General features: G+C 70.1%; 13 protein-coding genes. 12 read left to right on the top strand and 1 reads right to left on the bottom strand.

Annotation, left to right across the window (positions count from 1 at the left end):
* Positions 1-81 precede the first annotated feature (81 nt).
* From erpA to ctaF, 4 genes are all read left to right on the top strand, one after another.
* Positions 82-444 carry an iron-sulfur cluster insertion protein ErpA gene (gene erpA, locus C0010_RS12660; RefSeq protein WP_105567448.1) on the top strand — a complete coding sequence of 121 codons (363 nt, stop codon included), beginning with the start codon at positions 82-84 and terminating at the stop codon, positions 442-444.
* Positions 445-596: 152 nt separating this feature from the next.
* Complete coding sequence (ctaC, locus tag C0010_RS12665) at positions 597-1,496, top strand: aa3-type cytochrome oxidase subunit II (RefSeq protein WP_105567470.1); 900 nt, start codon at positions 597-599, stop codon at positions 1,494-1,496.
* A 29-nt stretch (positions 1,497-1,525) separates the two neighbouring features.
* Positions 1,526-3,208 (top strand): aa3-type cytochrome oxidase subunit I, encoded by a 1,683-nt coding sequence (ctaD, locus tag C0010_RS12670; protein ID WP_105567449.1) that lies wholly within the window; start codon positions 1,526-1,528, stop codon positions 3,206-3,208.
* 3 nt (positions 3,209-3,211) lie between these two features.
* Entirely contained in the window at positions 3,212-3,667 is a 456-nt protein-coding gene (gene ctaF / locus C0010_RS12675; RefSeq protein ID WP_105567450.1) for an aa3-type cytochrome oxidase subunit IV, read from the top strand.
* A 163-nt stretch (positions 3,668-3,830) separates the two neighbouring features.
* On the opposite strand, the gene map is transcribed toward ctaF, so the two are convergent.
* The gene (gene map, locus C0010_RS12680; protein WP_105567451.1) at positions 3,831-4,604 is read right to left on the bottom strand and encodes a type I methionyl aminopeptidase; all 774 of its coding nucleotides are present in this window, start codon (positions 4,602-4,604) and stop codon (positions 3,831-3,833) included.
* A 75-nt stretch (positions 4,605-4,679) separates the two neighbouring features.
* Here map and C0010_RS12685 point away from each other — a divergent pair, with 75 nt between their 5' ends.
* The 8 genes from C0010_RS12685 (at position 4,680) to dprA (ending at position 11,731) form a co-directional block, all read left to right on the top strand.
* Positions 4,680-5,156: an MFS transporter permease gene (locus C0010_RS12685; protein WP_105567452.1), complete on the top strand. Its 477-nt coding sequence runs from the start codon at positions 4,680-4,682 to the stop codon at positions 5,154-5,156.
* A gap of 202 nt (positions 5,157-5,358) precedes the next feature.
* Positions 5,359-5,709, top strand: coding sequence for a 50S ribosomal protein L19 (rplS, locus tag C0010_RS12690; RefSeq protein WP_105567453.1), 351 nt, complete (start codon positions 5,359-5,361; stop codon positions 5,707-5,709).
* A 197-nt stretch (positions 5,710-5,906) separates the two neighbouring features.
* Entirely contained in the window at positions 5,907-6,695 is a 789-nt protein-coding gene (gene lepB / locus C0010_RS12695; protein WP_105567454.1) for a signal peptidase I, read from the top strand.
* Positions 6,692-7,393, top strand: coding sequence for a ribonuclease HII (locus C0010_RS12700; protein ID WP_105567455.1), 702 nt, complete (start codon positions 6,692-6,694; stop codon positions 7,391-7,393). Before lepB ends, C0010_RS12700 begins: the two co-directional genes overlap by 4 nt.
* A gap of 56 nt (positions 7,394-7,449) precedes the next feature.
* Entirely contained in the window at positions 7,450-7,776 is a 327-nt protein-coding gene (locus C0010_RS12705; RefSeq protein WP_105567456.1) for a DUF2469 family protein, read from the top strand.
* Positions 7,777-7,898: 122 nt separating this feature from the next.
* Complete coding sequence (locus C0010_RS12710) at positions 7,899-8,261, top strand: YraN family protein (protein WP_105567457.1); 363 nt, start codon at positions 7,899-7,901, stop codon at positions 8,259-8,261.
* Positions 8,258-9,775, top strand: a complete 1,518-nt coding sequence (locus tag C0010_RS12715; RefSeq protein WP_105567458.1) for a YifB family Mg chelatase-like AAA ATPase — start codon at positions 8,258-8,260, stop codon at positions 9,773-9,775. Before C0010_RS12710 ends, C0010_RS12715 begins: the two co-directional genes overlap by 4 nt.
* Positions 9,776-10,282: 507 nt before the next feature.
* Entirely contained in the window at positions 10,283-11,731 is a 1,449-nt protein-coding gene (dprA, locus tag C0010_RS12720; RefSeq protein WP_232531949.1) for a DNA-processing protein DprA, read from the top strand.
* Positions 11,732-11,882: the final 151 nt, after the last annotated feature.

Raw genomic sequence — 11,882 nt, forward strand, 5'->3', positions numbered from 1 at the left:
GGCACGGATCCGCGTCTACAATCTGTAGAAGGCCGTTGTGCGCAATCGCACGGGCGAAACCAGAAGTGAGAAGGAGACGTCATGAGTGACACCCTGACGATCGACGCCGAGACCCGCGCGCACGGCGTGAGCCTCACGGACGCCGCCGCCGCCAAGGTGAAGAGCCTGCTCGAGCAGGAGGGCCGCGACGACCTGCGTCTGCGCGTCGCCGTCCAGCCCGGCGGATGCTCCGGCCTGATCTACCAGCTGTACTTCGACGAGCGCATCCTCGAGGGCGACGAGACCGTCGACTTCGGCGGCGTCGAGGTCATCGTCGACAACATGTCGGTTCCGTACCTCGACGGTGCGGCGATCGACTTCAAGGACACCATCAGCGAGCAGGGGTTCACGATCGACAACCCCAACGCCTCGGGCTCCTGCGCCTGCGGCGACAGCTTCCACTGATCCTCTGCGAACGGCCCCGCGCCCGTCGGTGCGGGGCCGTTCGCCGTGCGGCGCGCCGGATGCCGCTCCACACGCTGTGAGAGTGGCCTGAATCGGGTGAGCATGTGCCGTAGACTGATTCCCGCCCCAACCATGTTCGAAAGGTGAAGTACGTGCCGTCGAAACGTCGCCTCCGCTGGGCCGCGATACCCATCGCAGCCGCCTCCCTGGTCGCCCTTGCGGGGTGCACCCCAGCGGAACTTCACGGATACCTTCCCGGATTCACCGAGGACGGCACTCCCGCCACCAACCAGACCGAGGGCATCGCGACCCTCTGGACGGGGTCCTGGATCGCCGCGCTCGTCGTGGGCATCATCACGTGGGGCCTGATGCTCTGGGCGATGATCGTGTACCGCCGCCGCAAGGGCCAGACCGGCCTCCCGGTGCAGCTGCGCTACAACATGCCGATCGAGATCTTCTTCACGACGGTGCCCCTGATCCTGATCATCGGCCTGTTCGCCTTCACGGCGCGGGAGCAGACGAAGATCGAGGAGCCGTGGGCGGAGCCCGACGTCTCGATCACGGCGATCGCCAAGCAGTGGGCGTGGGACTTCCAGTACGACGGCGAGCAGGAGGACAACTCCGACGCCGTCTGGACCATGGGCATCCAGGCCCAGGTCGACGACGACGGCAACGTCGACGAGGACCAGCTCCCGCGGCTCGTCCTCCCCGTCGACAAGAAGGTCACGATCGACCTGCAGTCGCGCGACGTCATCCACTCCTTCTGGATCATCGACTTCCTGTACAAGAAGGACATGTACATCGGTCACGACAACTCGTGGTCCTTCATCCCGACCCGTGAGGGCACGTACCAGGGCAAGTGCGCCGAGCTCTGCGGCGAGTACCACTCCGCGATGCTCTTCGAGGTCGACGTCGTCAGCGAGTCCGAGTACGAGGCGTACCTCGACGAGCTCGAGGCCGAGGGCCAGACCGGCGACATCAACGACGCGTACGACCGCCTGCAGAACCTGCCGGGCACCGAGGGCACTGCGGCCGAAGAAGAGGGGCACTGAGCACCATGACATCGAGTCACGAGCCGGTGATGCCGGCGCGCCAGGCGGCGCTTCTCAGCGGCAACCGCACGGAGCACAAGGGCAACATCATCGTCAAGTGGATCACCTCCACTGACCACAAGACGATCGGGTACATGTACCTGATCTCGTCGGTGATCTTCTTCCTCCTCGGCGGCGTGATGGCGCTGCTCATCCGCGCCGAGCTGTTCGCGCCGGGCATCCAGGTCGTCCCGACGCACGAGCAGTACAACCAGCTGTTCACGATGCACGGCACGATCATGCTGCTGATGTTCGCGACGCCGCTGTTCGCGGGCTTCGCGAACGCGCTCCTGCCCCTGCAGATCGGCGCGCCCGACGTCGCGTTCCCGCGCCTGAACGCCTTCGCCTTCTGGCTGTTCACGTTCGGCTCGGTCATCGCCGTCGCCGGCTTCCTCACCCCGCAGGGCGCCGCGTCGTTCGGCTGGTTCGCGTACCAGCCGCTCGCCAACGCCTCGTTCTCGCCGGGCCTCGGCGGCAACCTCTGGATGATGGGCCTCGGCATCTCGGGCTTCGGCACGATCTTCGGCGCCGTGAACTTCATCACCACGATCATCACGATGCGCGCGCCCGGCATGACGATGTGGCGCATGTCGATCTTCAGCTGGAACACGCTCGTCACGAGCCTGCTCATCCTGATCGCGTTCCCCGTTCTCGCGGCGGCGCTCCTCGCCGCGGCGAGCGACCGCATCCTCGGCTCGCACGTGTACGACCCCGCCAACGGCGGTGTGCTCCTCTGGCAGCACCTGTTCTGGTTCTTCGGGCACCCCGAGGTGTACATCATCGCGCTGCCGTTCTTCGGCATCGTCTCCGAGATCTTCCCGGTCTTCAGCCGGAAGCCGATCTTCGGCTACAAGACCCTCGTGTACGCGACCATCGCGATCGCCGCGCTGTCGGTGTCGGTGTGGGCGCACCACATGTACGTCACCGGCGGTGTGCTGCTGCCGTTCTTCGCGCTGATGACCATGCTCATCGCCGTTCCGACGGGTGTGAAGATCTTCAACTGGATCGGCACGATGTGGCGCGGTTCGCTGACGTTCGAGACGCCGATGCTCTTCTCGCTCGGCTTCCTGATCTCGTTCGTGTTCGGCGGTCTCACCGGCGTCATCCTGTCGTCGCCGCCGCTCGACTTCCACGTCTCCGATTCGTACTTCGTCGTGGCGCACTTCCACTACGTGGTGTTCGGCACCGTCGTGTTCGCGATGTTCGCCGGCTTCTACTTCTGGTGGCCGAAGTGGACGGGGAAGATGCTCAACGAGCGCCTCGGCTATGTGCACTTCTGGATGCTCTTCATCGGCTTCCACATGACGTTCCTCATCCAGCACTGGCTGGGCGTCGACGGCATGCCGCGCCGCTACGCGGACTACGCGGCCGCCGACGGCTGGACGTGGGGCAACGAGCTCTCGACGATCGGTGCCATGATCCTCGGCGCCTCGATGCTGCCGTTCTTCCTGAACGTGTGGATCACGGCGCGCAAGGGCAAGAAGGTCACGGTCGACGACCCGTGGGGCTTCGGCGGTTCGCTCGAGTGGGCGACCAGCTGCCCGCCGCCGCGGCACAACTTCACGTCGATCCCGCGCATCCGTTCGGAGCGTCCGGCGTTCGACCTGAACCACGGCACCGCGGACAACCCCGTCCCGGTCCCGGCGACCGCGGCAACCGGAGAGGCGAAGTAAGCGATGAAATCCAACACCGTCATCTGGTGGCTCATCTCCGCCTTCTTCCTGGCGATGGCCGTGGTCTACCTCGGCTGGCACCTGGTCATCCACTGGGATGCGCTCTCGGCGGGGGAGATCACCTTCACGAAGGCCGTCGAGTGGACCGGGTTCATCCCGCTGCTGTTCGGCGTGTTCATGGCGGGCATGGTGGCGTTCTTCCTCGGCCGCTGGCACGGCAGCCAGAAGGGCGTCGAGCTCGCCGCTGACCGGCTGGACGCCGACATCGACGACGACGACCCCGAGCTGGGCGAGTTCAGCCCGTGGTCGTGGTGGCCCCTCGCCCTCGGCGCCGCGGCCGCACTCGGCGCTCTCGCCCTCGCGGTGGGCATCTTCATCCTCCCGTTCGCGGTCGCCCTCCTGGTCGTCTCGCTGGTGGGATGGGTGTACGAGTACTACCGCGGAAACTTCGCACGCTGAGCCGCGCCTGACACGGCCATTTCCGGCGTTGTCGTCGATTGACGGGCGGAGCCCGTCTGCACTCCTCCGCCTGGGAACTGACCGCGCCAGGCACGGCTCAGTCCCGATGGGAGCATGAAAGAACCCCGGATCCTCGGATCCGGGGTTCTTCCGCGTCAGCGGCTCAGAGGTGGGAGCGGTCCGTGAGGATGATGGGGCCGTCCTCCGTGATGGCGATCGTGTGCTCCGAGTGGGCTCCGCGCGAGCCGTCGCCCGAGCGGAGGGTCCAGCCGTCCTTGTCGGTGTACAGCTCGTCGGTCGTCTGCAGCAGCCACGGCTCGATCGCGACGACGAGGCCCGGCTTGAGCGGGAAGCCGCGGCCGGCGCGGCCGTCGTTCGGGATGTGCGGGTCGCCGTGCATCTCGCGGCCGACGCCGTGGCCGCCGAAGTCGGTGTTGATGGTGTGGCCGGCGGCGTGGGAGACCTCGGCGATCGCCGCGGAGATGTCGCCGACGCGGCCGCCGACCCGGGCGGCGGCGATGCCCGCTTCGAGCGCCTTCTCGGTGGTCTCGATCAGCTTCAGGTCTTCGTCGCGAGGGCTGCCGACGACGAAGGACACGGCCGAATCGGCGACCCAGCCGTCGACCGCGACAGCGAAGTCGAAGGTGACCAGGTCGCCGTCGCGCAGGTTGTAATCGAACGGGAGCCCGTGCAGCACGGCGTCGTTGATCGACGTGCAGATGACCTTGCCGAACGGCATCGCGCCGAACGACGGGTGGTAGTCGATGTAGCAGCTCTCCGCCCCCGCCCTGCGGATCATGTCGTGCGCGCGGCGGTCGATGTCGAGCAGGTTCATCCCGACCTTCACCTCCTGCTTCAGCGTCTCGAGCGTCTCGGCGACGAAGCGTCCGGCAGGCCGCATCTGCTCGATCTCGGCAGGCGTGCGCAGTTCGATCATGTGAATCCTCCAGGTGATGTGACTCCATTCTCCCGCACCGACGATGGACGGGTACCGGGCGGCTTACCCTGGGGTATGGCCATTCGTCGCGCTTTCTACCGCTGGATCTGGCTCGCCGCACTCGTCCTCCCGGCCTGGCTGCTGATCGGCTGGGGCATCTTCGGGGAGAACGGCTTCGCGATCCTGCTGCTCCTGTTCGTCGCGATGCCCTCGGTGTTCGTCTGCGAGCTGCTGCTCGGCCTGCTCACGCGCGCCCGCCCGTCGGTCGGAACGAACCGTGCGGCGTCGTGGCTCGACGTCGCCGGCTTCGGCGTCTGGCACATCCTGACGGCCGCCGTCGTCGTGGTCCCCGCCGACTACCTCGGGGCGACGCTGTCGGCGGCGATCATCGCGGGTCTCGGCATGTTCTGGCTGCAGTTCTGGCAGCTGCGCCGCGAGGCCGCCGTCATCACCTTCCGAGCCTCGGAGGGGTCCGGCCCTGCCGACGGCCGCGACGACGGCCCGGACGGCGGCGAGGTCTTCATCATCACGGAGAACGACCCGAAGCGCTGACGGTTTGGGTGCGCACCCGATCCATGGCAGAATGGATCGCTGTGCCGTGATGCATGCTGCCGTTGCACGCATGCGTTTCGTCTCTGCTGCGGGGGAGGCGAGGGCGACCGGCGGGTGAGAGCCCGCGCGGAGCCTCATCGCACGATGAACTCTTCATCACTGAACAGCGCTCGACCCGCGGCGGGCGCAGAGAGATACCGACATGAACATCATCGATGCCATCGACCAGGCCTCGCTGCGGACCGACATCCCCGAGTTCGGCCCCGGCGACACGGTCAAGGTGCACGTCAACATCATCGAGGGCAACCGCTCGCGCGTCCAGGTCTTCCAGGGCGTTGTGATCGGCCGCCAGGGCGACGGCGTGCGCGAGACGTTCACGGTCCGCAAGATCAGCTTCCAGGTCGGCGTGGAGCGCACCTTCCCGGTGCACTCGCCGATCATCGACAAGATCGAGCGCGTCACCCGCGGTGACGTCCGTCGCGCGAAGCTGTACTACCTGCGCGGCCTCACCGGCAAGAAGGCGCGCATCCGCGAGAAGCGCGAGAACGGCTGACACCGGCCGTCGACCCACAGCCCCGCATCCGGTCATCCGGATGCGGGGCTGTCTGCGTGCGGCGACGGGTGCCGCGCGGCCGTCCGGTGCGCGCTGCCGACCTCCGCGCCGGGGAACGGCGGTTCCGCAGGGGGACTCCGGGGACGATATGGAATGCTGGAAGGCGGCGCTCCGTGCGGCGCCCAGCGAAGGACGACATGAGCGATACAACACCCGCCGGCGCGCCCGCGTCTCGGCGTGAGCGGCGGGAACAGGCCGGCGGCGCAGACCCGCGCGAGGCCGAGGGCGGGAAGAAGAGGGGCGGCGCCCTGCTCTTCCTGCGCGACGTGCTCGTGATCGTCGTGATCGCCGTTCTGGTGTCGTTCCTGATCAAGACCTTCGTCGTCCGGTCGTTCTACATCCCCTCAGGGTCGATGGAGAACACGCTCCAGATCGACGACCGCATCCTCGTCGACGAGATCACGCCGGTGTGGAACGACTACGAGCGCGGGGAGATCGTCGTGTTCGCGGACCCGGGCGGCTGGCTCCAGGACGCGCCGAAGACCGAGGGCACCCCGGTGCAGGAGGGCATCGACTGGTTCCTGACGCTCATCGGGCTCTCGGCGGGGGATAGCGAGGACCACCTCGTCAAACGGCTGATCGGCCTGCCGGGCGACCATGTCGAGTGCTGCAATGCGCTCGGCCAGATCATGGTGAACGGCAAGGCCGTCGACGAGAGCGAATACCTAAAGCTCCCGGACGGCGCGACGAGGGCCTCGGGTGATGCCTTCGACGTCACCGTCCCCGAGGGCAAGATCTGGGTCATGGGCGACAACCGGTACAACTCGCAGGACTCGCGCTACAACCGCGACCAGCCGGGCAACGGCTTCGTGCCGATCGACAACGTCGTCGGCCGCGTCTTCTTCCGCACCTGGCCCTTCGAGCGCTTCGGCTGGATGAGCGCTCCCGACAACTTCGCGTCGGTCCCCGAACCGGCGGCCCAGTGAGCGCCGAGCCCTCGCTCGACCTCGAGCGGCGCCTCCTGACGAACACGCCGCTCGTCTTCGCGCTCGACGAGGTCGGGCGCGGGGCGCTCGCCGGCCCCGTCGCCGTCGGCGCCTCCGTGATCGACGCGGCCACGGCATCCGGGAGCGTGCCCGCGGGCCTGCGCGACTCGAAGCTGATCTCGGAGAAGAAGCGGCCGGACGTCTCCGAGCGCGCGGGAGCGTGGGCGCTCGGCACCGCGGTCGGCTGGGCGAGCGCCGGCGAGGTCGACGAGTTCGGCATCGTGCGCGGCCTGGGGCTGGCGGCGCTGCGCGCTCTCGCGGGCGTCGCGGAGCAGGGGTTCGACCCGGTCGTCGGCATCGTGCTGCTCGACGGGAACCACGAGTACGTCAACCCCGCGCTGGCGGCCTACCGCGGGCTCGCGGGCGGGGCGGCTCCCGCGTGGGCGTCGGCCCGGCTCGACGTGCGGCCCGTCGTGAAGGGCGACCGCTCGTGCGCCTCGATCTCGGCCGCGTCGGTCGTGTCGAAGGTCGCGCGCGATGCGCACATGGTCGAGCTGCACGAGCGGCACCCGCACTATGAGTGGAACCGGAACAAGGGGTATGCGAGCGCGTCGCACCGCGCGGCGATCGCCGCCCACGGTCTGTGCGAGCACCACCGGCGCTCGTGGGCGATCGCACCGCCGCAGCCGCTGTTCTGAGTGCCGCCGCGCATCCGGTGCGGGGCACGCCGCCGCGCACGTAGGATGGACGCACCATGGATGAAGACTCCTTCGACGACTTCGACCGCGAGCTGGAAGTCGCGCTGTACCGGGAGTACCGCGACGTCGTCGGCCAGTTCCGCTACGTGATCGAGACGGAACGCCGCTTCTATCTCGCGAACGAAGTGGGTGTCGTGCGCCACGACACCGAGCACGACTTCTATTTCGAGGTCACGATGAGCGACGTGTGGGTGTGGGACATCTACCGCGCCGACCGCTTCGTGAAGTCGGTGCGCGTGCTGACGTTCAAGGACGTCAACATCGAGGAGCTCTCGCTGCGCGAGTTCGAGATCCCGGACGAGCTGTCGATCGACGGCAAGTAGGTCGCGGGGCCCCGCAGAGCCTCGCTCACAGGGCGCGCCCAGGGGGCCTGCGCCGCGTGATCTCCCGCGGCGCCTGATCCACAGTCTGTCGCTCGAGCGAGGCGGCGGGCGAGCCTTGCTGCATGGCACGCAAGGACGAGTTGGGGCGGGCGGGCGAGGATCGCGCGGCCGAGGAGCTGACGCGCATCGGCTTCCGCATCGTGGAGCGCAACTGGCGCTGCCGCGCCGGGGAGATCGACATCGTCGCCGCGCGCGGCTCCGTGATCGCGGCCGTCGAGGTGAAGACCCGGAGCAGCACCGCCTACGGCCACCCGTTCGAGGCGATCGACCGTGACAAGCTGCGCCGGATGTGGCGCCTGGCGCGGCTGTGGGCGATCGCGCACCCGGAGATCGCGCGCGGGCGGCGGGTGCGCGTCGACGCCGTCGCCCTGATCGGCAGCGACCCGCGCAGCGCGTCGCTCGAGCACATCGCGGACCTGCGGTGAGCGTCGCGCGCACGTGGGCCGTCGCGCTGACGGGGCTCGCCGGCGAGATCGTCGAGATCGAGGCCGACGTCACGACCCACACGCCCGAGTTCCGGATCATCGGCCTCGCCGACAAGACGCTCGGCGAGGCCTCCCGGCGGGTCGTGAACGCGTGCGAGAACGCCGAACTGGAGCTCCCCGCCCGCCGCATCACCGTGAACCTCTCGCCCGCCGGGCTGCCGAAGCACGGCTCGGCGTTCGACCTCGGCATCGCCGTCGCGGCGCTCGCGACCGGCGAGGTCATCCGGCCCGAGGCCATCTCGGGAACGGTGCACCTCGGCGAGCTGGGGCTCGATGGCAGGCTGCGCCCGATCGCTGGGGTCCTGCCGGCCGTGCGGTCGGCGGCGCAGCGCGGCTTCCGCCGCGTCGTCGTGCCGGCGGCGAACCGCGCGGAGGCCGAGCTCGTGCCCGGCATCGAGGTCACGGCGGCGGTCTCCCTGTCGGAGGTCGCGCGCGGCCACGGGGCGGAGGTCGACGTGCCGGAGCAGGAACCGGTGCTGCGCGCCGCGCGCCCGGCGCCTCGCAGCGAGCCGGGCGACCTGCTCGACGTCGTCGGCCAGGAGGAGGCCGTCGACACGCTCACGGTCGCCGCCGCCGGCGGGCATCACCTGCTGCTGACCGGCCCGCCGGGGGCTGGGAAGACGATGCTCGCCAGCCGGCTTCCCGGCATCCTGCCGCCCCTCGATGACGAGGCGGCGCTCGAGGTCGCGGCGCTGCGCTCGCTGTCGGGCGAGGCCGTCGAGCACCTCGTGCGGCACCCGCCGTTCGAAGCCCCTCACCACTCCGCGACGCTCGCCGCCCTCGTCGGGGGCGGATCTCGCTCCTCCAAGCCCGGCGTGATCTCGCGCGCGAGCCGCGGCGTCCTGATGATCGACGAGGCGGGAGAGGTGCGAGCCGGCGTCCTCGATGCGCTCCGCCAGCCCCTCGAACACGGCCGCATCGACATCCACCGCGCCGCGTTCACGGCGAGCTACCCCGCGCGCTTCCAGCTGGTCCTCGCGACGAACCCGTGCCCCTGCGGCGAGTTCGGCGTCCGAGGGGGCGAGTGCGTCTGCTCCCCGAACGCCGTGCGCACCTACCAGCGCAGGCTCTCGGGCCCGCTGCTGGACAGGATCGACATCGCGCTGAAGATGAACCGCGTCACGCACGCATCCGGGCAGGGGAGCGTGAGCTCGGAGCATGCTCGCGAACGCGTCGTCGCGGCCCGCGACCGGGCGGCCCGCAGGCTGCGGGGAACGCCGTGGCGCCGGAACGCCGAGGTGCCCGGCGCGTGGCTGCGCCGGGAGGGGCCGCGCATCCCACGCGAGTCGACGGCCGCGATCGATGCGGCGCTGTCGCGGGGCGCCATCACGCTGCGCGCCTACGATCGCATCCTTCGGCTGGCGTGGACGCTCGCCGACCTCGCCGGCCGGGACCGACCGACGGCGAACGACCTCGGCCGCGCGCTGTTCCTGAAGGCGGGGGCCGAGCGATGAGCGTGACGACCGACGCCGACGCGCCGCCCCGCGCCGTTCCGAGGAGGAAGCGCGGGATCGAGGAGGAATCCCGAGAGTTCGTCCTCGATGTTGCGGAATCTCCTCGATTCGTCGCGGGGTGCGGTTGCGCGGTGGGAGCGCTCGGCGCGGTGGGGTCGCGTCGCGCTCGTGCGCGCGGCGGCGGCGCGCGCATGCGCGCGGAGACCCTGCGCGCACATGCGAGGAGGAAGCGCGAGATCGAGGAGGAATCCCGAGAGTTCGTCCTCGATGTTGCGGAATCTCCTCGATTCGTCGCGGGGTGCGGTTGCGCGGTGGGAGCGAACGGCGCGGTGGGGTCGCGCCGCGCGCACGCGCGCGGAGACCCTGCGCGCACATGCGAGGAGGAACCGCAGTATCGAGGGGTTTCCCGCGGGCTTCGTCCTCGATTGTGCGGGATCTCCTCGATTCCGAGGTTCTGTGCGGGCCGCACGCGTGGCCGGAGGTCGTTGATTCAGACGGGAGACAAGCATGATCGCAACGGATGACGAGGTGCGTGATGCCGCGGCCGCGCTGTGGCCGTCGGCGCCAGCCGGCGAGCGGGACGAGCGCGTGGCGCGCGCGGCGTGGACGACGATCTGCGAGCCGAGCGATGGCGTGGCCGGGCAGTTGACCGCGGCACTCGGCGCGGCGGAGGCGCTCGCCGCTGTCGAACGGGCGCTGCGCGGTTCGGACCCCGGCGGCCGGTGCCGGGCACCGGGTGCACGCTCAGGGGGTCGGGGAATACCTGTTGCGCGCGTCGCCGACGCCGACGCGACGGGCGGCCCGGTCGCAGGCGCGGCGGGGGCGCCGGTCGCGGGAACCGGGGGTGCTCCGTTCACGGAGACCAGTCGCAAGCCCGTCACGGGATCCACGGATACCTCGGTCGTGGAGAGCGCGGGAGTTTCGGCGCGGGAATGGGGAGCCGCGCTCGAACGATGGCGGCCCCGCGTCGCACCGCGGCTGGTCGCGGAGTCGCTGCGCGCCGCGCGTCGATCCGCGCTCACTCTGCTGGTGCCGGGGGACCCGGATTGGTCGCCGCGGCTCGCCGACCTCGGCCCGCACGCGCCGATCGCGCTCTGGGTGCGCGGCGATGCTGCCGCGGTCGGCGCGCTGGAGCGCTCCGCGTCGATCGTCGGGGCACGGGCCGCGACGGCATACGGCGAGCAGATCGCGGGGGAATTCGCCGGGGAGCTCGCGCTCGGCGGCGTCGGCATCGTCTCGGGCGGCGCGTACGGCATCGACGGCGCCGCGCACAGGGCCGCCGTGCGCGAGGGCGGCCTCACCGTCGCGGTGATGGCGGGAGGCGCCAACCGCGTGTACCCCGCGGGGCACGCCCACCTTCTCCAGCGCATCGCCGAGACGGGCGCCGTCGTCAGCGAGGTCGCGCCGGGCGCCGCACCGACGAAATTCAGGTTCCTGAAGCGCAATCGGCTCATCGCGGCGCTCGGGGCCGCGACGATCGTGGTCGAGGCGGCGCATCGTTCGGGAACCCTCAGCACGGCGGGTGCCGCGGCCGAGCTGGGCAGGCCCCTCGGCGCCGTGCCCGGCTCGGTGCTCTCGGCGACGTCGGCAGGCTGCCACCGCCTGCTGCGCGAGTACGACGCCGTTTGCGTCACGACGACGCAGGAGGTGCGCGAGCTGATGGCGATAGGCATCGACCCCGGCGCGGTGGGCGGCGACCTGCCGCTCACCGCGCCCGTAGACCCCCTCACGCTGCGCGTACGCGATGCGCTCGCGCAGCGCGCCTGGCGGGCGCCCGGCGAGGTCGCGGAGCGCAGTGGCGTGCCGATCGCCGAGGTCACGGCCGCCCTCGGCCTGCTGCGCCTCGAGGGCGCGGTGGAGGAATCGGGCGGCGGCTGGCGCTTGGCGGTGCAGCCCGCGCTCGCGGCTCGGGCCGACCGTGGTCGGGCGGGTTCTGGGCCGCGGCAGAATCTCTGAGCCGCGGCAGAATCGCGGGGATTGTGAACCGCCCTGGGTTCTGTTCCGATGTCTATGTGAGCGCCAGTGCGGCGTCACGGGTTTGATAGTAGGCGGTCTCGATCTCGGTCGGGGTGGCGTAGTCGAGCGCTTCGTGAAGGCGGCGATTGTT

The sequence above is a fragment of the Microbacterium halophytorum genome, from assembly GCF_002970975.1.
Lineage (GTDB): Bacteria > Actinomycetota > Actinomycetes > Actinomycetales > Microbacteriaceae > Microbacterium > Microbacterium halophytorum.